20 protein-coding genes are annotated in these 20,192 nt (G+C 47.3%); 8 read left to right on the forward strand and 12 right to left on the reverse strand.

Annotated features, from left to right (window positions below; translation table 11 throughout):
* Nucleotides 1-42: 42 nt before the first annotated feature.
* Nucleotides 43-906, reverse strand: a complete 864-nt coding sequence (locus Q0N89_RS00235; RefSeq protein WP_294032816.1) for an amino acid ABC transporter substrate-binding protein — start codon at nucleotides 904-906, stop codon at nucleotides 43-45.
* A gap of 233 nt (nucleotides 907-1,139) precedes the next feature.
* Between Q0N89_RS00235 and Q0N89_RS00240 the strand changes: the two genes are divergently transcribed.
* The gene (locus tag Q0N89_RS00240) at nucleotides 1,140-2,060 is read left to right on the forward strand and encodes an Hsp33 family molecular chaperone HslO (protein WP_294032817.1); all 921 of its coding nucleotides are present in this window, start codon (nucleotides 1,140-1,142) and stop codon (nucleotides 2,058-2,060) included.
* 79 nt (nucleotides 2,061-2,139) lie between these two features.
* On the opposite strand, the gene Q0N89_RS00245 is transcribed toward Q0N89_RS00240, so the two are convergent.
* From Q0N89_RS00245 to Q0N89_RS00270, 6 genes are all read right to left on the reverse strand, one after another.
* A complete protein-coding gene (locus tag Q0N89_RS00245; RefSeq protein ID WP_078253687.1) occupies nucleotides 2,140-2,853 on the reverse strand; it encodes an ABC transporter permease in 714 nt (237 codons plus the stop codon).
* Nucleotides 2,850-3,569 carry an ABC transporter permease gene (locus tag Q0N89_RS00250; protein WP_078253688.1) on the reverse strand — a complete coding sequence of 240 codons (720 nt, stop codon included), beginning with the start codon at nucleotides 3,567-3,569 and terminating at the stop codon, nucleotides 2,850-2,852. Before Q0N89_RS00250 ends, Q0N89_RS00245 begins: the two co-directional genes overlap by 4 nt.
* A 114-nt stretch (nucleotides 3,570-3,683) precedes the next feature.
* Nucleotides 3,684-4,478, reverse strand: coding sequence for a transporter substrate-binding domain-containing protein (locus Q0N89_RS00255; RefSeq protein WP_078253689.1), 795 nt, complete (start codon nucleotides 4,476-4,478; stop codon nucleotides 3,684-3,686).
* Nucleotides 4,479-4,613: 135 nt separating this feature from the next.
* Nucleotides 4,614-5,420 carry a transporter substrate-binding domain-containing protein gene (locus Q0N89_RS00260; protein ID WP_294032818.1) on the reverse strand — a complete coding sequence of 269 codons (807 nt, stop codon included), beginning with the start codon at nucleotides 5,418-5,420 and terminating at the stop codon, nucleotides 4,614-4,616.
* A gap of 91 nt (nucleotides 5,421-5,511) precedes the next feature.
* Nucleotides 5,512-6,294 (reverse strand): transporter substrate-binding domain-containing protein, encoded by a 783-nt coding sequence (locus Q0N89_RS00265; protein WP_294032819.1) that lies wholly within the window; start codon nucleotides 6,292-6,294, stop codon nucleotides 5,512-5,514.
* 31 nt (nucleotides 6,295-6,325) lie between these two features.
* On the reverse strand, nucleotides 6,326-7,099 hold the full coding sequence (locus Q0N89_RS00270) for an ABC transporter ATP-binding protein (protein WP_294032820.1): 774 nt from the start codon (nucleotides 7,097-7,099) through the stop codon (nucleotides 6,326-6,328).
* Between the two features lie 318 nt (nucleotides 7,100-7,417).
* Between Q0N89_RS00270 and Q0N89_RS00275 the strand changes: the two genes are divergently transcribed.
* Both Q0N89_RS00275 and Q0N89_RS00280 read left to right on the forward strand, forming a co-directional pair.
* Nucleotides 7,418-8,701: a glutamate-5-semialdehyde dehydrogenase gene (locus tag Q0N89_RS00275; RefSeq protein ID WP_294032821.1), complete on the forward strand. Its 1,284-nt coding sequence runs from the start codon at nucleotides 7,418-7,420 to the stop codon at nucleotides 8,699-8,701.
* Between the two features lie 28 nt (nucleotides 8,702-8,729).
* Nucleotides 8,730-9,116 (forward strand): carboxymuconolactone decarboxylase family protein, encoded by a 387-nt coding sequence (locus Q0N89_RS00280; RefSeq protein ID WP_294032822.1) that lies wholly within the window; start codon nucleotides 8,730-8,732, stop codon nucleotides 9,114-9,116.
* Nucleotides 9,117-9,266: 150 nt separating this feature from the next.
* Here the strand turns inward: Q0N89_RS00280 and gltA are convergent, their stop codons facing one another.
* The gene (gene gltA / locus Q0N89_RS00285) at nucleotides 9,267-10,544 is read right to left on the reverse strand and encodes a citrate synthase (protein ID WP_078253701.1); all 1,278 of its coding nucleotides are present in this window, start codon (nucleotides 10,542-10,544) and stop codon (nucleotides 9,267-9,269) included.
* Between the two features lie 700 nt (nucleotides 10,545-11,244).
* Here gltA and sdhC point away from each other — a divergent pair.
* The 5 genes from sdhC to Q0N89_RS00310 all read left to right on the forward strand — a co-directional run bounded on the left by sdhC (nucleotide 11,245) and on the right by Q0N89_RS00310 (nucleotide 15,676).
* Nucleotides 11,245-11,634: a succinate dehydrogenase, cytochrome b556 subunit gene (sdhC, locus tag Q0N89_RS00290; RefSeq protein ID WP_294032823.1), complete on the forward strand. Its 390-nt coding sequence runs from the start codon at nucleotides 11,245-11,247 to the stop codon at nucleotides 11,632-11,634.
* A gap of 17 nt (nucleotides 11,635-11,651) precedes the next feature.
* Nucleotides 11,652-11,987 (forward strand): succinate dehydrogenase, hydrophobic membrane anchor protein, encoded by a 336-nt coding sequence (sdhD, locus tag Q0N89_RS00295; protein WP_294032894.1) that lies wholly within the window; start codon nucleotides 11,652-11,654, stop codon nucleotides 11,985-11,987.
* Between the two features lie 70 nt (nucleotides 11,988-12,057).
* Entirely contained in the window at nucleotides 12,058-13,905 is a 1,848-nt protein-coding gene (sdhA, locus tag Q0N89_RS00300; RefSeq protein WP_078253704.1) for a succinate dehydrogenase flavoprotein subunit, read from the forward strand.
* A 72-nt stretch (nucleotides 13,906-13,977) separates the two neighbouring features.
* On the forward strand, nucleotides 13,978-14,688 hold the full coding sequence (locus Q0N89_RS00305; RefSeq protein WP_078318268.1) for a succinate dehydrogenase iron-sulfur subunit: 711 nt from the start codon (nucleotides 13,978-13,980) through the stop codon (nucleotides 14,686-14,688).
* A 79-nt stretch (nucleotides 14,689-14,767) separates the two neighbouring features.
* Nucleotides 14,768-15,676: an AEC family transporter gene (locus Q0N89_RS00310; protein WP_294032824.1), complete on the forward strand. Its 909-nt coding sequence runs from the start codon at nucleotides 14,768-14,770 to the stop codon at nucleotides 15,674-15,676.
* Here Q0N89_RS00310 and Q0N89_RS00315 read toward each other — a convergent pair.
* The 4 genes from Q0N89_RS00315 to grpE all read right to left on the reverse strand — a co-directional run bounded on the left by Q0N89_RS00315 (nucleotide 15,673) and on the right by grpE (nucleotide 20,159).
* Complete coding sequence (locus Q0N89_RS00315; RefSeq protein ID WP_294032825.1) at nucleotides 15,673-16,863, reverse strand: MFS transporter; 1,191 nt, start codon at nucleotides 16,861-16,863, stop codon at nucleotides 15,673-15,675. The genes Q0N89_RS00310 and Q0N89_RS00315 overlap by 4 nt on opposite strands.
* A 169-nt stretch (nucleotides 16,864-17,032) precedes the next feature.
* Nucleotides 17,033-17,287 carry a (Na+)-NQR maturation NqrM gene (gene nqrM, locus Q0N89_RS00320; protein ID WP_078254583.1) on the reverse strand — a complete coding sequence of 85 codons (255 nt, stop codon included), beginning with the start codon at nucleotides 17,285-17,287 and terminating at the stop codon, nucleotides 17,033-17,035.
* A 225-nt stretch (nucleotides 17,288-17,512) separates the two neighbouring features.
* Nucleotides 17,513-19,423, reverse strand: a complete 1,911-nt coding sequence (gene dnaK, locus Q0N89_RS00325; RefSeq protein ID WP_294032826.1) for a molecular chaperone DnaK — start codon at nucleotides 19,421-19,423, stop codon at nucleotides 17,513-17,515.
* 205 nt (nucleotides 19,424-19,628) lie between these two features.
* A complete protein-coding gene (gene grpE / locus Q0N89_RS00330) occupies nucleotides 19,629-20,159 on the reverse strand; it encodes a nucleotide exchange factor GrpE (RefSeq protein ID WP_294032827.1) in 531 nt (176 codons plus the stop codon).
* Nucleotides 20,160-20,192 lie beyond the last annotated feature (33 nt).

A 20,192-nucleotide genomic window follows, 5' to 3' on the forward strand; every position in this document is an offset into this window, starting at 1 on the left:
ACAGCTAGGCGATGCCATGCCATGCCAAGAGATAATCAGCGATTATTGTTGTGGCTTGCTGACATCTTGACCGAAGAACTGCTCGCCTAGGCGTGCCAAAGTGCCGTCATCTTGTAGTTGTTTGATGGCGTCATTGAGCTTGGCAACGGCTGCTTCTTCGCCTTTACGCAGGGCGATACCTGAGCTTTGCTCATACTCTTTGCCACCTTCTAGCTTGATGGCTAGACCGTGGTCAGGCTTGGCTTTGAAGTATTCAAGCACAGCCAGCTTGTCATTGATGGTAACATCAGCACGGCCTTGTTGAACCAATGTGATGGCTTGTGATAGACCTTCGATTGGCTCAAGTGTCGCACCGTATTTTTCGGCGATTTTACCAAAATTCACCGTCAATGATTGTGCTGATTTTTTGCCTTTTAGGTCTTCCCAGCTTGCCACCTGCGTTTCTGGCTTGGCAAGTACGACAGCGGTTGAGTAGGTGTAGTTGGTTGTGCCGTCATATTTGGCTTTGCGTTCTTCTGATTGTAGATTGACTTGGTTTGCCACCATGTCAAAACGACCCGCATCCAGACCTGCTAGCATCGCATCCCATTGAGTTTCTTTGAACTCAACTTTTACGCCAAGCTTATCGGCGATGGCACGGGTCACTTCGACATCATAGCCAGTTAGCTTGCCAGTTTCGTCATGATAGCTAAATGGCGCATAAGTGCCTTCGGTGCCGACGATAATCGTGCCGCCACTGTTTAGACGCTCAAGTAGGTCGCTTGCGGTGGTTTTTGGCGCTTCGCTGGTTTCGGCTTTGGTTGGTTCTGCGGTTGGTGCAGGTTGTTCTGCTGGCTTATCACCGCCACAGGCTGATAGTAGGGCAGTGCCAAACACCACAGGCATCAATGAACGAAAAATACGCATAATAACTCCAATGATAAATAAGTCGGTTGATTAGACAACCAAATAAAAGTTGATGTATTATAAGGAAAAATCACGCCAATCACACGGCTTATTTTGACTATGCTTATGACAAATTGCAAATATTTGCAAATTTTGTGCAAAATTTAGCCAAATTGCACCGCCTTGAGACAAAACATTTGCAAAATCGCCCATCATCCCCATATTAAAGGCATCTTATTGATTTGGATGAAACTATGACAACTTATACCGAAAATTACCGCCAGCGCTTTTTTATTGACGGCTCTGTTGTGCGTGGGGATGTGGTACGCCTAACGGACGCTTACCAAACCGTCATCGCCCAAAAAGCCTATCCAACCGCCATCAAAGCATTGCTTGGCGAGATGCTGGTATCAGCAAGCCTATTGATTGGTACACTCAAAATCGATGGCAAACTCTCCATTCAGCTACAAAGCTCGGATGATACTGCCAAACTTAATTGGGCAATGGCAGAGTGCGACCATACAGGTGCGGTGCGTGCTTTGGCAGGCTTTAATGCCGATGGTGATGACAATCAAGCGCTGTGGGCGTCATTGACCACGAGCAATCAAGCTTTTGCCGAGCTTGGTGCAGGCGTGCTGTTTATCAGTATCCATCCTGATAAGGGCGAAGCGTATCAAGGGATTGTCGAGCGAGTGAGCGACAATCTGGGCGAGTGCTTGGCGCATTATCAAAAGCAATCAGCACAAATCCCAACCATCATCAAGCTTGCGACCAATGATGAAACCGCAGGCGGCGTGCTTGTACAGCTGCTACCACAGAGCGATGCGGATAAAGAAAATGACCCTGATTTGTGGGATCGCTTGACCGTCTTGACCAATACGCTAAAAGCGGATGAAATCACCGATTTGCCTGCTGATGAGATTTTGTACCGCTTATACCATGAAGAAGAAGTGGTGCTGCCTGAAAGTGTGCCACTGCACTTTGCTTGCACTTGTTCGGCAGAAAAATCACAAGGCGCAATCATGCAGCTTGGGCTAGAAGATGCCAAACAACTGGTTGCGGCACATGGCGGTACTTTGGTGATGGACTGCGGATTTTGTGGCAAAGAATATCACTTTGACGATCAAGCGGTGGATGCGCTGTTTGGCGTGGATGTGCAGACAGGTCAAGCTTAAACTTCACCAACAAAATACCGCTCAATCGTGATGATGAGCGGTATTTTTTGTTAAGCCATTTAAGCCATTTAAGCCATGCTTATGATTTGGTGCTCGGTGGCACATAGCGTTTGTGGCGATTGATATGGCGTTCAAATTGGCGAAAACCAAATAAGAAAATCCAGCTAATCACCAAATAAATCACACCAGCAGCAAAGAACATCTCAAGGTTCAGATAGGTCTTGGCGATAATATCGCGCGCCTTGTGCGTCAGCTCAACCACAGTGATTGAGGCTGCCAAAGCACTGCCTTTGAGCATAAAAATCACTTCGTTGCTATACGCAGGAATCATGATACCAAAGGCACGAGGCAGGGTGATGCGTTTTAATTTTTGGGATTTTGACATACCGATGGCGTCAGCCGCTTCAAGCTCGCCTTTTGGTACGGCTTGTACAGCACCACGCACGATTTCAGCGATATAGGCTGAGGTGTTGAGCGTCAAGGCGATGATGGCGCACCAGTAGTTTTTGCTAAAAACAGGTTCCCACAAGAATGAGTTTTTGACAGCGTCAAATTGACCCAAACCATAATAAATCAAGAAAATCTGCACCAGTAGCGGTGTACCGCGAAAAAAGAAAATATACGCCGCAGGGATGGCTCGTAACCACGCAATTGGTGATAGTCGCCACAGACCCAACGCCACGCCAAACACTAAGCCCAGTGCACAGCTCAATACCACAAGCTCAATGGTGGTGATGGAGGCTTTGAGCAGTTCGGGAAAATGCTCAAAAATCGCTTGCCAATTCCAGCTCATGATTTACCCCCTAGCTTACGAAGTTTTTTGGCATAGCGTGCCGCAGGGTTGGCACGATCTTCGAACCACATCATCAAGACAGTGATGATGGATGTCAATGCCAAGTAAATAAAGGCAGCTGCCAAAAAGAAAGTAAACGGCTGCTGAGTGGACTGGGCAGCACGCTGTGAAAAATACATCAAGTCTTGTAAGCCGATCAATGACACCAAAGCGGTATCTTTGAGTAGCACTAAGGTTAAGTTGCCAAGACCCGGTAGTGCCACCATCCACATCTGTGGCAAGATGATACGGCGAAAGGTCTGCAATGAGCTCATGCCGATACTTTGGGCGGATTCCCATTGACCTTTTGGGATGTCTTGGATTGCCATGCGAAAGACTTCGGTAGCATATGCCCCAAACATGATGGACAATGCCGCCACACCTGCCCAAAATTGGCTGATGTCGATACGACCCGTGTAGCCAAATTGCTTGAGCAAGGCAGCCAAAATCACACTACCGCCAAAGAAAATAAAGAATACGACCAACAGCTCAGGAATACCACGCACAATCGTAGTATAGGCATTGGCGATTTTTTCCAAAATCCAAATGCCTGATAGTTTGGCAAGCGCACCCAATAGCCCGAAAATCAGTCCAAAAATCAGACTGGCAAGTCCAAGCTTTACGGTAAGTATGGTGCCTTTGATTAAAAGCGGACCGTAGCCTTGTAATTCAAACACGAGAAAACCTTTATGAATTTTCAATCACCCGATGACCGCAAAAAACAGTCATCGGGCGTATTTTAGCAAATTTGCCTGCATCAAGAAACAAAATCTTGGCACAGGTTTTGGCGATTATTCCATGCCTTTTGGCATACCTTCTTCACCAAAATGCTTGACGACGATTTGTTTATAAGTGCCGTCTGCTTTGATGGCGGCGATGGCATCATCAAACTTCTTGAGTAGCTCGGCATTGCCTTTATTGACTGCAACCGCTAGCTTGTCATCGCTTTGGATGTCATCCCCTTTGATGGCGAAATCCTTGCCAAGGTCGGTTTTTAGCCAAGTCAATGCAGGTAGCTTATCCGAAATCATCGCATCAGCACGGCCATTGCCCAAATCGATAAAGGCATTGTCCAAAGTATCATACAGCTGTGGTTTGCTGTTTGGATAAGTTTGGGTCAGCCAAGTGCTTGAAAAGGTTGAGCCTTGAGCAGCGATTTTGGCTGATTCGATATCGGTCGCTGATGTTGGGTCAAAGCTTGAATCTTTTTTGGCAACAAACACTAGGCTGTTGATGTAGTACGGCTGAGTAAAATCCACTTGCTCACTACGCTCTGGCGTGACTGACATCGCTGAGACGATGGCGTCAAATTTGTCAGCTTTTAGCGCAGGGATAATGCCATCCCAAGCTTGTGCGCCGATTTCGCATTTGACTTGCATTTTGTCGCACAGTGCATTGGCGATATCCACATCAAAACCGCCCAAAGTACCATCTGGATTGGTGAAGTTAAATGGCGCATAAGCACCTTCTGTAGCGATACGCAGTACTTCACCTTCGGTTTTGGCAGCTTTATCTTCGCCACCGCACGCAGTCAATGTCAGCGCACCAATCACGGCTGCCGCTAGACCAAATTTTGTCAATTTCATTACTCTTCTCCTTGATATGATTGTGAACAGGTTGCTTGTCGTGCAACGGTGTTCGGCAACCTGTTCCATGTGAAACATTATGATCATACCAACAGAATGATCCAATGGGATCGAATTCTGTTGGTGATTGCAGTTTTATTGTGCCTTAACGGTATCGCCAAGATGCTTGGCGGCGATTTCGGCATATTTGCCATTGGCTTTTAGGCTTGCCAAGGCGGCGTTAAATGAAGCTTTGAGCTCGGCGTCATCTTTGCGGACTGCGATACCGACTATATCGCCGATATCGATCGGTTCGCCTTTGATTTCAAAGCCTTGACCTTGCTCGGTAGTTAGCCAATCGGTCACTGGCATGATGTCAGATAGCATGAGTTCAGCACGACCTGCGGTCAAATCCAGATAAGCATTGTCTTGCTTGTCATAGGTTTTGACAGTAGCTTGTGGGTAATTTTTGGCAAGATAATCGGCTGATACGGTGGCTTGCTGTGTGGCAACAGTTTTGCCTGCGATGTCATTGATGGTGGTCGGATCGCCTTTTTTACCGATCAATACCAAAGTATTATCAAAATACGGCTCGCTAAAATCAACCACTTTTAGACGCTCTTCGGTGATTGACATCCCTGCCATGATGGCATCAACTTTGTTGGCTTGTAGGCTTGGGATTAGGCTGTCCCAGTCTTGTGAGACGATTTCGCACTTGGCTTTCATCTCTTCGCACAGTGCATTGGCAAGGTCAATCTCAAAGCCTGCTAGGTTGCCTTGGGTGTCAAGATAGCTAAATGGCTTAAAGTTAGACTCGGTGGCGATGCGAATTTGCTTTTCGGCACTGGCTGAACCTGCTTCAGGGGCGGCGGTCGGTGCTGTGGCTTCAGGCTTATCATTACCACACGCAGACAGTACAGCAGCGGCAAGTAGAGTAGTGGCAAACTTAAGGGTATATTTCATGACAACTTCCTAAAATGAGTGTGATGGGGCGATGGCAGTCACCACCCCAAAGTAAAAAACAACTTAAATAATCTGATGATCAAAGCGATGATTAAAAATACGCTTTTTCGATTTCGGCCAATTTGCCACTTTCTTTGACTTTGGCAAGCGCTGCATCGATGTCAGCTTTTAGGGCGTCGCCTTTACGCACGGCGATACCTAGGTTGTCATTGTTGTCAATCTCATTACCGACCAGACCAAAGGCTTCGTTACCTGGTTGTTTTAGCCAGTCAGAAGCTGAAGCTTTTTCTGCCATGACGGCGGCGTTACGGCCTGCTTTCATGTCCAGATAAGCATTGGTGTAGGTGTCATATAGCTGTACGGTGTTGCCGTCTTTGCCATCATAGTTTTTGCTGATGTAGTCAGCACCAGTGGTAGAACGCTGACCGCCAAGAACCAGACCTTTGATGTTATTTGGATCAAAGCTGCCATCTTTTTTGGCAAGCCACATCATAGTATTTGAAAAATATGGCTCGCTAAAGTCCACTTGTTGTTGGCGTTCTGGCGTGATAGACATACCAGCGATGATGGCATCGTATTTATTTGCCAATAGACCTGGGATTAGGCCGTCCCAATCTTGGGCGACGACTTCGCAGTGCGCATTCATCTCAGCGCAGACTGCATTGATGACATCGACATCAAAGCCGATGATCTTGCCACTGGCATCGGTGTCGTTGAACGGAGGGTAGGCTGCTTCGGTGGCGATTTTTAGGTGGCGTTGTTCGGTTTTGGCAGCGTCAGCTTTTGGCGCATCAGTTGCTGGGGCTTTGTCTTGGTTGCAGCCAGCAAGTGCGATGGCGCTGATGATTCCGAAAGCGGCGAAACGATTTAGCATGGTACATTCCTTTTGTTGGTGGGCAAAAAAATCAACGATGTGACGCCATAAACTCACGCACACGGGCTGATTTTGGGTGATCGAATACTTCTTCAGGCGTGCCAATCTCTTCGATGCGACCTTGGTGCAAGAACACCACTTTGCTTGAGACTTCACGGGCAAAGCGCATCTCATGGGTGACAATCAGCATGGTGCGACCTTCGGCAGCCAGCTCACGCATGACAGCCAGCACTTCATTGACCAGTTCAGGGTCGAGAGCTGATGTCGGCTCATCGAATAGTAGTACCTGTGGTTTCATCGCCAAAGCACGAGCGATAGCGACTCGTTGGCGCTGACCGCCTGACAGATTGTCAGGATAGGCATCTTTTTTGTCCAATAGACCGACCTTGGTCAATAACTGCTCGGCATCTTTGATGGCTTCATCTTTATTGATGCCTAATACTTGTGTTGGGCCTTCGATGATGTTTTGTAAAATGGTTTTGTGTGGCCATAGATTAAAGCTTTGGAATACAAAGCCAATCTTTGAGCGCAATTTTTCGAGTTGGCGATTATCCGCTGCCACAAGCTCGCCATTTTTGGTTTTGAGTTTGAGCTCTTCTTGACCGATGATGATTTTGCCCGAAGTTGGGTTCTCAAGCAGGTTGATGCAGCGAAGCAAGGTTGATTTGCCCGAACCTGACGAACCCAAAATGCTGATGACATCGCCATCTTGAGCGGTCAAAGAAACGCCTTTTAATACTTCTAATGAGCCGTAGCTTTTATGAATGTCTTGTAAATCGAGCGCAATGGGGCGTGAATCGGTCATGAAATATCCTGTTTGTGTTATTCAAATCAAAAGCCTGCTACTGTCATCCGTCCTAGATAGGTCGCAGAAAAAATTGTACTAGCATATTTTTACCCAAAAATGAGATAAAGGCAAATATTTTTCACATTTTTTGCTATGTTTTTCATAAAAACTTCTGAAAAGTTAGCACAATCTATTCAAAATTCGGCAAATTTAACAGGAACATCCGATAAATCACGCAAAAATGGTGGTATTTTTACCCAAGAGTGCTTACAATGCCTATCATAGCATCTGATAATTTCTATCAATGACGACCAAAATCCCAAAGGAAATGCCGACATGACCACCATCACCGATGTCCCAAGCTATATGAAGTTGGTCGGTAGCCAAGCCAAAGCCGCTGCCGCTGTGCTTGCTACTGCCGACACCCAAACCAAAAATCACGCCCTAAGCTGTATCAAGCAGGCGTTGATTGAGCAAAAACAAGCCGTACTGGATGCCAATACCATTGATGTCAAGGCAGGGCAGGATAATGGGCTTGAGGCGTCATTACTTGACCGTTTGGTGCTCAATGACGCACGCTTTGATGGCATGATTGCATCGCTGGATGATGTGATTGTCCTGCCTGACCCTGTGGGTGAAATCAGCCAAATGACCTATCGTCCATCAGGCATTCAGCTGGGTAAGATGCGAGTGCCGCTCGGCGTCGTCGGGATGATTTATGAATCTCGCCCAAATGTCACCATTGAGGCAGCAAGCCTTGCCATCAAATCGGGTAATGCCATCATCTTGCGGGGTGGTTCTGAGGCGTATCACTCCAACCAAGCCATCGCTGCCTGTATCCATGCAGGGCTTAAGATAGCAGGCGTGCCACAGGATGTGGTGCAGGTGCTCGCAACGACAGACCGCTCGGCGGTGGATAGTCTGATTACCATGAAAGAGTCGGTCGATGTGGTGATTCCCCGTGGTGGCAAGGGGCTGATTGAGCGTATCAGTCGTGGGGCAAGCGTGCCGGTGATTAAGCATCTGGATGGTAATTGTCACACCTATATCGATAAAGATGCCAATCACGATATGGCGATAAAAGTCGCCACCAATGCCAAAACATCCCGCTATGGCACGTGCAATACTATGGAGACACTGCTCGTGCATGAAACGGTGGCGAAAGAACTGCTACCTGCCATCACGCAGGCGATGATGGCTGCGGACAGTGCCATGCAGTTTCGACTGTGTTCGATGAGCCATGAGATTCTCGGGCAAGGTGATGCCTATCAAATGGCGAGTGAGGACGATTGGTACGCTGAATATCTAGCACCGATCTTGGCAGTCAAAGTGGTGAGCAGCCTAGATGATGCCATCAACCATATCAATCACTATGGCAGCCATCATACCGATGTCATCATCACCGAGAACTACACCACCGCCAATGTATTCGTACGTCGTGTCGATTCATCAAGTGTGATGGTCAATGCGTCCAGCCGATTTGCTGATGGCTTTGAATATGGCTTGGGCGCTGAGATTGGCATCTCAACGGATAAGATTCACGCTCGTGGCCCTGTGGGTTTGCATGGACTGACTTCTGAAAAATGGGTGGTCTTTGGGTATGGGGAAGTGCGAACCTAATCGATGATTTTTCAAGGGAGAAATATATATGGATAATAACCAAACCTACCAAAACGGCATCACCGTACGCAAACAAGTGATGGGTGATGCGCATGTCGAGCGTTCGATGGGGCAGGTAACGCCATTTACCGCACCACTGCAAGACTGGATCAATGAACACGCTTGGGGTTCGACATGGCAGCGTGATGGCATCGACCGTAAGACCAGATCACTGGTGACCATCGCATTCTTAATCGCCCAAAAAAGCCCAACCGAGCTTAAGGGGCATATCCGTGGTGCTATCAATAACGGTGCAACGGTTGCTGAGATCCAAGAAGTGCTACTTCATAGCTTACCGTACTGCGGTGCGCCAGCTGCCCAAGAAGCTTACCGTGCTGCTGTTGATGTGCTGACTGAGATGGGATTATTGCCTTAGCTTGCCATCGAAATTTGAACTTAACACCGCTTTTGTCATTGGCTTAGGCGGTGTTTTTTATTATAGTCATCATAAAAAATCACAGCAAAAAAATTTCCCCAAGCACTCACTTGGGGAAATTTGGTATAAGAATCCGTTGTAAATATCGGATTATTTACGCTTGTCCACAGGGACGAACTCACGGTGTGTCTCGCCAGTGTAGCGTTGGCGTGGACGACCGATTTTGAACGGCTCTGAGTGCATTTCGGTCCAGTGGCTGATCCAGCCAACAGTACGAGCTAGAGCAAAGATTACGGTAAACATTGAAGTTGGGATACCGATTGCTTTTAGGATGATGCCTGAGTAGAAGTCAACGTTTGGATATAGTTTACGCTCTACAAAGTATGGGTCGTTCAAAGCGATTTGCTCAAGTTTCATCGCAAGCTCAAGCTTAGGATCGTTGATGCCTAGTGCGCCTAGTACTTCATCACAAGTCTCTTTCATCACTTTGGCGCGTGGGTCAAAGTTGCGATAGACGCGGTGACCAAAGCCCATGAGCTTCACTTCTTTGCGCTTAACTTTTTCCATGAATTCTTCGACATGCTCGACAGAACCGATTTCATCAAGCATCTGTAGAACTGCTTCGTTTGCACCACCGTGTGATGGGCCCCATAGTGCGACGATACCTGCTGCGATACACGCATAAGGGTTTGCACCAGTTGAACCTGCTAGACGCACGGTAGAAGTTGATGCGTTTTGCTCATGGTCTGCGTGTAGGGTGAAGATTTTGTCCATTGCTTTGACCAGCACTGGATTGACCTTGTAGTCAGGCTCACCTGGGGTAGCAAACATCATGTATAGGAAGTTTTCAGCATAGCTGAAGTCTTTGCGTGGATACATGAACGGTTCGCCGATTGAGTATTTGTAGCTCATCGCAGCTAGGGTTGGTACTTTTGCGATCAAATCAACACAAGTCTCATCACGGTGTGCAGGATCAGAGATATCTAGGTGGTTGTGATAGAATGCTGATAGCGCACCGACCACGCCGACCATGATTGCCATTGGGTGAGCGTCACGGCGGAAACCTTCAAAGAACTTACGCAGTTGGTCATGCACTGCCATGTGGTTAGAAACACGTGCGTAGAATTTCTCTTTTTCTTCAGCGTTTGGTAGATCACCGTATAGTAGCGCATAGCAGACTTCTAGGTAGTCAGCGTTTGATGCCAAATCATCAATCGCATAGCCACGATGTAGTAGCTCGCCTTTTTCGCCATCGATATAAGTGATTTTTGATTCAACTGGTGCAGTCGCCATAAAGCCTGGATCATAAGTCCATAGACCAGCCTTGGCAACAGCGCTTACATCCAATACAGGGCGTCCTAGCGTGCTCTCCAGCACTGGCATATCATATTCGACACCATCAACGGTAAGGGTAACTTTCTTTGACATAATTGACCTCTTTGGGGTTGGTTGCGTCTGAAAACCTTGTACTGTGCATAAAAATCACCGAACATCCATGTTGGTGCTTAATTAGCACCATACAATCAGACGAATAAATTCACACTTATTAGGCTAAGCCATCAGCCAACTTAAGTGCGGCTTCCTTGTGTTGTTATTAAATTACACATCTGTGAACAGATGCACTCAGCAGTGAGTATCTTGGATAATACAAAAACTTTGTCAAACTTACAAGCTTTTTTCGCATTTTAACGAAATTTTAGTAAACACCTATTCATTGCTTCATTCGTGATTTTAGGGACAATGTGGCAAATTGACAAGTGTTTTTGTGGCTCTGACATTGTTTGTAACAATTAATTTGACAGCTTTTTGGTTATTTTTTTAAAAAATCACGGGAATTTTGCACAAAATATAGGAATTTGTTTGTAATTATTGTTCAAGCGATTTATAATTTAAATTATTTATGACTGCATTTCCATAAACGATAATCAATCGCATTATAGGCTTTTGATACAAGGCATCGCCTTGATTGATTGGCTATAAATGCCACAATGATGTCGTTGTGGGATTTTTTGCAATTTTTTGTGGTGCTCGCTGTACATCATTTGATGACTGGTAACTTATCGCTTGCGATGATTACCGATAGCCGGCTAGCTACTCCTTGCCATTGTTCGGCGTAAATTAGATAAGGATGCCCGCTGTGAAAAGCAACCGACCGATTAACCTACCTTTGAGCCAAGTCATCGCTGTGAACTCAAAATCACCGATTGCTATGGCGTCGATTTTGCATCGTGTTTCTGGGATTGTTTTGTTTTTGCTTGTCCCTGTGATGCTATGTATTCTTCAGACTTCTTTGACTTCACAAGAAGGCTTTGATGCTGTTTTTGATAATATTGCACTACGCTTTGTTGCTTGGATTTTTGTTGCAGCGACTGCGTATCACTTTGTCATGGGTATCAAGCACTTGTTGGCTGACCTAGGCATGAACGAAGAGTTCAATTCTGGCCGTACGGCTGCGGTGATTAGCTTTGTAATCGCTGCTGTACTGATTGTCGCATCGTTTGTATGGGTGATGTTCTAATGAGAAATAATTCTGGTATTAAAAGTGCGACTGGTCTAACAGGCTCAGGCTCGCGTGATTGGATTTTGCAGCGTATCAGTGCTGTCGTTTTGGCGGTGTATAGCGTTGTGATTGTAGGATATTTCCTATTTTGCGATGTGAATTTTGAAGCTTGGAAAGGCTTCATGCTAAGCCTGCCAATGAAGCTATTTAGCTTGGTTGCGATTTTGTCTTTGGTATTCCACGCATGGGTGGGTATGTGGACAGTTTTGACTGACTATGTCAAATCATCAGGATTGCGTTTGGTGATTCAGTCATTGGTCATTATCGCTGTTTTGGTGTATCTATTCTGGGGCGTGATGATTTTTTGGTAATTGACCGATTGGCTTAGCCATTGGTAAATTTGCCCCATCAACACCAATAAAAACATAATTAGGAATAAACATGGCAACACAAGATACTGTAATCAACAACATCCCAACGCTAAACTTTGACGCAGTCATCGTTGGCGGTGGTGGTTCTGGTATGCGTGCTTCTCTACAGCTGGTTAATGGCGGTATGAAAGTCGCAGTCATCACCAAAGTTTTCCCAACCCGTTCGCACACGGTTGCTGCCCAAGGTGGTATCGGTGCGTCATTGGGTAATATGAGCAACGATAACTGGCATTTCCATTTTTATGACACCGTCAAAGGTTCTGACTGGCTAGGCGACCAAGACGCCATCGAATATATGTGCCGTGAAGCGCCAAAGGTCGTCTATGAGCTTGAGCACATGGGTATGCCATTTGACCGTAACGCCGATGGTACGATTTATCAGCGTCCATTTGGTGGTCACAGTGCCAACTACGGCGAAAAAGCTGTGCCACGTGCTTGTGCGGCAGCTGACCGTACTGGCCACGCGCTACTGCACACGCTATACCAAAAGAACCTAGAAAAAGGCACTCAATTTTTCGTTGAGTGGATTGCACTTGACCTAATCAAAGACGACGAAGGCAATATCAACGGCGTGGTAGCGCTTGACCAAGAAACAGGTAATATCTCTGTATTCCAAGCCCAAACTACCGTACTAGCGACAGGTGGTGCAGGTCGTATCTTCCGTGCATCAACCAACGCCTACATCAACACTGGTGACGGTCTGGGCATGGCAGTGCGTGCAGGTATCCCGCTACAAGACATGGAGTTCTGGCAATTCCACCCAACGGGTGTCGCAGGCGCAGGTGTCCTACTGACCGAAGGCTGTCGTGGTGAAGGCGCTATCCTTCGTAACAAGCACGGTGAGCCGTTCATGGAGCGTTATGCCCCAACCCTAAAAGATTTGGCACCGCGTGACTTCGTCTCTCGTTCTATGGACCAAGAGATTAAAGAAGGTCGTGGCTGTGGTCCAAATGGCGACTACATCGTGATGGACATGACCCACCTAGGTCATGCCGAAATCATGAAGCGTCTGCCATCGGTATTTGAAATCAGCCACAACTTCGCCAACGTGGACATTACCAAAGAGCCAGTACCAGTTGTCCCAACCATCCACTACATGATGGGCGGTATCCCAACGAACATCCATGGTCAGGTGACTGTACCTGTGCTAGATGGCGAGCGTGATGAGCAAGGTTTATACACCGAAGGTCGTGTCATCAAAGGTCTATATGCCATCGGCGAATGTGCGTGTGTCTCTGTACACGGTGCAAACCGTCTAGGCACGAACTCACTGCTTGACCTTGTGGTATTTGGTCGTGCAGCAGGCCAGCACATCCTAGATGAGTTTGCTAAGTCAGACCGTGGCTACAAGCCATTGAACCCACGCGTCCTAGACTTCACTCAAGCACGCCTTGATAAGCTACAAAACTCAACTGAAGGCTACAACGCGCAAGAAGTCGCTGATGAAATCCGCTCAATCATGCAGTCACACGCTGGTGTATTCCGTACCCAAGCGTTGATGGATGAAGGTGTTGAGAAGATTATGGCGCTTGCACCAAAAGTTGAGCAAATCCATCTAAAAGACAAATCAGCGGTGTTCAACACAGCGCGTATCGAAGCTCTAGAAGTGGCAAACCTATACGAAGTCGCCAAAGCAACCATGCTATCAGCATCACTTCGTCATGAGTGCCGTGGTGCGCACAGCGTCCTAGACTATGAGCGTCCTGCAGATGATGCCGAAGCGCCACTAGGTCGTGATGACAAGAACTGGATGAAGCACACGCTATGGTATTCAGAAGGTAACAAGGTAATCTATAAGCCAGTGCGCAAGAAGCCATTGACTGTGGATTACTGTGAGCCACGCGTTCGTACATTCTAATTGACATTTATCTAATTTGAATTTTGGGCGTATTGCATCAGCCTACGCCCAAGCATTTTGCGGAGAAAGACTATGAGTCGTGGAACTCGCACCGTTGAAATTTATCGCTATGATCCTGATAAGGACAAAGCCCCATATATGCAGACTTATCAGATTGAGCTACTAGAATCTGATCGTATGCTACTAGATGTGCTATTGCGTCTAAAAAAACAAGATGAAACCCTAACTTTCCGTCGCTCATGCCGTGAAGGTATCTGTGGTTCTGACGGTATGAACATCAATGGCAAAAATGGTTTGGCGTGTCTAATCAACATGAACACCTTGCCAGAAAAGATCGTGATCCGTCCGCTACCAGGCCTGCCTGTGATCAAAGATTTGGTTGTGGATATGAACCAATTCTATGAGCAATACGAAAAAGTTCATCCATACTTGATCAACAATCAGCCTGCGCCACCAAAAGAGCGCCTACAATCACCAGAAGATCGTGAGAAACTAAACGGTCTGTACGAATGTATCCTATGTGCGTGCTGTTCAACTTCATGCCCATCATTCTGGTGGAACCCTGATAAGTTCTTAGGCCCATCTGCGCTATTGAATGGCTACCGTTTCATCATCGACAGCCGTGACAGCGACACCCAAGCTCGCCTAGCTCGCCTAGATGACCCATTTAGCCTATTCCGTTGCCGTGGCATCATGAACTGCGTGTCAGTGTGTCCAAAAGGTCTAAACCCAACCAAAGCAATCGGTCATATCCGTAGTATGCTACTAGACCAAGCAGGCTAATGATTGGCAAAACTGCCCAAAACCACATCATCTTTGGTGTGGTTTTGTTGTCTTTGGCACATAAGATGGATAAACACGGATGATGACATCGATTTTCAATAGTCTCATGCCATTGGTGCTGTGCATCGCACTGGGTGTGGGGTTGCGCCACTATCGTTTTGTGCCTGATGCGGTGTGGCAGGGTATCGATAGGCTCAATTATTATGTGCTGTTTCCATCATTGCTCTTTTTATCCATTTCGCAGGCGCAGGTGGTGCTGTCCGAATTTGGCTCGGTGGTGATGGTAGTTGCCATCGTGTTGATGCTTGCGACGATTGCGATGATTGTGGCAAGCCGCTTGGGTGTGTCGCATGACAATATCGGTGTCTATACCCAAAGTGCCATCCGCTTTAATACCTATATTGGGCTTGCGCTCGTGGTGTCGCTATTTGGTAATGATGGCTTGACGCTGTATTCGCTGATTATTGCGATTTTTATTCCGATAATCAATGTCATCTCGGTGCTGTTCTTGACCGTACATCAGGGGCTATCGCCAAAGCGACTGATGCACAATCTGATGACCAATCCGCTGATTGTCGCTTGTATCTTGGCAATCTTGGTCAATCTCTCACCTGTATCCATGCCGACAGCCATCAATGAGCTGATGCGACTGCTAGGCACGGCAAGCCTACCTTTGGGGCTGATATGTATTGGTGCGGGGCTACAGTTTGCGGGGCTGTTGGGTCGGGGTTTACCGCTTGTGATGATGCACGCCTTGATACGCCTGCTGTTGATGCCTGCGTTGGCATTCTTGGTATGTGGCATGATGGAGATTACGGGGATTGGACGGCAAGTGGTGGTGTTGTTTTTTGCGCTACCGACAGCGCCGACGGCGTATGTGCTGACGAAGGTGCTGGGCGGTAATCATGCATTGATGGCACAAATCATCAGCCTACAGACAATGCTTGCGATGGTAACTTTGCCGACTGTACTGTGGTGGCTACTTTAGGCATCCACCTTATCATCACGACTGGCAAGGTAGCCAAAGGGCGCATTGATAAGCATGAGCACAGACAGGACAATCAGCGGCACTTGCCAATCGCCACAGGTCTCAAACAGCCAGCCCATGCTCAGCGGCCCAAACATCGCAATAAAATAGCCCACCGCCTGCACCATGCCTGATAAATCCCGAGCATTCTCCGTGCTACTGGTGCGTAGCGAGAACATCATCAGCGACAAGGTAAACACCACCGCACAGCCAAAGCCCATCACCGCCGACCACAGCACGAGCTGACTTGGCATCATCAAAATGCCAAGCACGCCGATGGCATTGCACACACAGCCTGTCGCACCGATGATACGTGTGGGCACAGCGTGGCGAATCAGATAAGTCAACAGCAAAATCGCAGGCGGCGCCATCAGCTGAAAAATCAACGCCGTCTGTGTGGCACGCCCCAAATCTTGCCCAAGATTAGTACCAATCGACGGCAAAAAGCTTGCCACAGTATAAAATAAAAACGACTGCACACCCATCATCACTGCCATCTGCCAAGCAGACAGGCTACGCCACGGACGAAAGCGAGCCGTGTGCTGTATTGCCGTATCTGCCACTGCCTGCGTGTGCCGTGTCCGATAAATCAGCGTCCAAATCAGCGTCGTCATACAGCCAAATATCGCCCAACTACTCAGCGCCACCTGCCACGACAAGCCATCCGCCATCGGCACGACCACCACCGCACTGATACCTGCGATGGCTGACATACTCAGGCTAAAGATACCTGTCGCAAGCGCAATATGATTGGGGGCGTAGTTTTTGATAAAAGGCGCGGTGAGTGCGTTGAGCATCCCGATGGCGAACGACAGCACAAGCGTCCCCGCAAATAGTAGTGGCGCACCTGCCCAGACACGAGTCGCCACGCCAAGTGTCAACAGCGCTGTCATGGCAATCATCATTATCTCTAGCCCAAACCGCTTGGCAAGCATGGGTGCAATCAGCGCACCGATGGCAAATAACGGCATGGGCAATGCGCCCAGCAAGCCAATATCACTAGCACCAAGCCCCAATGTCTGCTGTAGCATCGATGCAATCGAGCCAATCATCACGATCGGCGAGCGCATATTGGTCGCAGCCAAGATAAGCCCGATGATAAGCAGTGGCACGATAAAGCGAGCTTTGGCGGTGGTTGGGTGTGTCATGATGATATGGCAAAATGGCTTGAAAATTTGCGATATTGTAACATGAAACTTGGTTGCCAATAGTCAAAAAAAGATTGGGGCTAAGCCAACTTTTGGGAAATGATAATCAATCAATGATAAAAAAGACTTGGCAGATATCCACCAAGTCTTGTGCATGATATGGGTGTGATTAAGCAGGCTTGGACAAGCTTTCGGCTTTGGACTTGGTGTCGGCATCCAGCTTGGCTTGGCTTTCGCACTTGTTGGGGTCATTGCCACAAAATTGGCAATACTCATCACCCATCAAATTGGCAACACCGCCGCATGAGCCTTTGAGTGGTTGTTTTTTGACCAAATAACCCACGCCCATGAATAAGAAAAACAGTAGAAACACCCCAAAAGTCACCGCAAAAATGGGGATGAATTGGCTGATGATGTCGCTCATGGCTGTCTCACTTTATAGGTTTACAAGGATTGCGGTTATTATATCACTTTTGCTGATGAATGTTGGCTAAGATTTGTCACTGTGATTGGCATTTTGTATGACTTTGTTTAACAAAAGCTGTATTTATTGGCAAATCCAAAAACTAAGCTTGCCAAGCAGTTTTATAAAAAAATGACCCATCACACGGATGGGTCATTGCTGATGTCTTGGACAAAAAACTTTGGATTATTTGTCTTTGACTTCGGTGTATTCAGCATCCACCACGCCATCGTCGGCAGGCTTAGCATCTTGTTGTGGCTGTGCGTCAGCGCCTTGTGCACCAGCATCAGCGTAGATTTTTTGACCGATTGGTAAGAAGGCATTGTCAAGCGCTTCAAGCTTGGCTTTAATGTCATCGACATTGTCTTCTTTGGTCGCTGCTTCTAGCGCTTTGATGGCTTCTTCGACAGCGGCAGTTTCTTCGGCAGTCGCCTTGTCGCCAGCATCTTTAAGTGCTTTTTGGACAGCGTGGATACGACCGTCTGCTTCGTTACGAGCATTGGCAAGCGCTGCAAATTTCTCATCTTCGGCAGCATTTGCTTCAGCAGCACGAATCATTTCTTCGATTTCGGCATCAGACAGACCTGAGTCAGCCTTGATTTGGATTGACTGTGATTTGCCAGTGCCTTTGTCTTTGGCGCTGATGTTCATGATGCCGTCAGCGTTGATGTCAAAGGTCACTTCGATTTGTGGCACACCGCGTGGCGCAGGTGGGATGTCAGTCAAATCAAAGTTGCCAAGCAGTTTGTTTTGGTTAGCGATTTTACGCTCACCTTGATACACTTGGATAGATACCGCAGGTTGGTTGTCAGCTGCTGTTGAGAACACTTGTGATTTTTTGGTTGGAATCATGGTGTTCTTCTCGATGATGGCAGTCATCACGCCGCCCATCGTTTCGATACCTAGGGTTAGTGGGGTAACATCCAGCAGTAGAACATCTTTTTTGTCGCCTGACAGTACCGCGCCTTGAACCGCTGCGCCCATTGCGACCGCTTCATCAGGGTTCACATCTTTGCGTGGCTCTTTGCCAAAGAATTCTTGTACTTTTTGTTGGACAAGTGGCATACGAGTTTGACCGCCGACTAGGATGACATCATCGATGTCGCTGGTTGATAGGCCAGCATCTTCTAGTGCAGTTTTGCAAGGCAAAATCGTACGAGCAACCATCTCTTCGGTTAGGCTCTCAAGCTTAGCACGGCTGATGGTGATAACAAGGTGCTTAGGACCTGTAGCATCAGCGGTGATGTATGGCAAGTTCACTTCGGTTGATTGGCTGCTTGATAGCTCAATTTTGGCTTTTTCGGCAGCTTCTTTTAGGCGTTGCATTGCTAGCGGGTCGCCTTTTAGGTTGACATCTTGTTCTTTTTTGAACTCTTCAACCAAATAATCAATCAATGCCAAGTCAAAGTCTTCACCGCCAAGGTGGGTGTCACCGTTGGTTGCTAGTACTTCAAATTGTTGTTCGCCATCGACATCAGCAATCTCGATGATTGACACGTCAAATGTACCACCACCTAGGTCATAGACAGCGATGGTCTTATCGCCGCCTTTTTTGTCCATGCCATAAGCTAGGGCGGCAGCGGTTGGTTCGTTGATGATACGCTTAACATCCAGACCTGCGATTTTACCAGCATCTTTGGTTGCTTGACGCTGTGCGTCGTTGAAGTATGCAGGAACAGTCACAACTGCTTCGGTCACAGGCTCGCCAAGATAATCTTCGGCGGTCTTTTTCATTTTGCGTAGTACTTCAGCGCTGATTTGTGGTGGCGCTTGTTTTTTGCCATCGACATCTACCCACGCATCGCCATTGTCAGCTTTGACGATTTTGAATGGCACAAGTGAGATGTCTTTTTGCACTTCTTTGTCTTCAAAGCGACGACCAATCAGACGCTTGATGGCAAATAGAGTGTTTTTTGGGTTGGTGACCGCTTGGCGTTTGGCCGATTGACCCACCAAAGTTTCGCCATCTTTAAAAGCGACGATTGATGGGGTGGTGCGTGCACCTTCTGCGTTTTCGATGACTTTGACTTTGTCACCTTCTAGGACAGCCACACATGAGTTGGTGGTACCTAGGTCAATACCGATTACTTTAGACATAATTTACTCCAGATTTAAATATTGTAATGATTAAAAAGTTTTTCTGCTTAGCCAAGCTTGATTATTTAATATCTAAAAACTTGCCAAGCTTGAGTGCTATATTTGTGTGATTTTTTACTTTTCAAGGGGAAATTTTGAAAATTTTTCAAAAATTTTTGACTTTTAAGCCATTGAAATCATTCAATAAATCCCCAAGCTTGCCCAATCAGCCACCAACAAGCACCATCGCAGGGCGTAGGGTGCGTTCATTTAGGGTATAGCCTTTTTGCAGCACTTGACCGATGGTGTCTTTTTCGGCATCAGGATAGATACCGACGGCTTCGTGTAGCTCTGGGTTGAATTTATCACCGACCACGCCGACAGCGACCACGCCATTTTTTTCAAGGACGGTCAGTAGTGATTTGTGGGTCAGTTTTAGCCCTTCTAGGGTGCTGTCATCGGCGCCTGCTTTTTCGCTCGCTTCGATGGCACGCTCTAGGTTATCGACGACATCTAAGAGTTCTTTGGCGAATTTTTGTAGGGCGTATTTTTTGGCCTTGTCCGCTTCTTGTTCCATACGGCGCTGAGCGTTGTAGCTCTCGGCATTGGCACGAGCGGCGACTTCTTTGGCGTCTTTGACTTGTGCTTCAAGCTCGCTGATGGTGGCTTTGAGTGTCGCCACTTCGTCAAGCTCGGCGGTGGTCTCGGCAGTTTGTGCCACTTCTTCGACGGTCGGCTCGTTGGTCTGTTCGGTCATAATTCCCCCAAAATTTAGTTTCAATGAAAATCC

Origin of the sequence: uncultured Moraxella sp., from assembly GCF_945873075.1 — a bacterium.
GTDB lineage: Bacteria > Pseudomonadota > Gammaproteobacteria > Pseudomonadales > Moraxellaceae > Moraxella.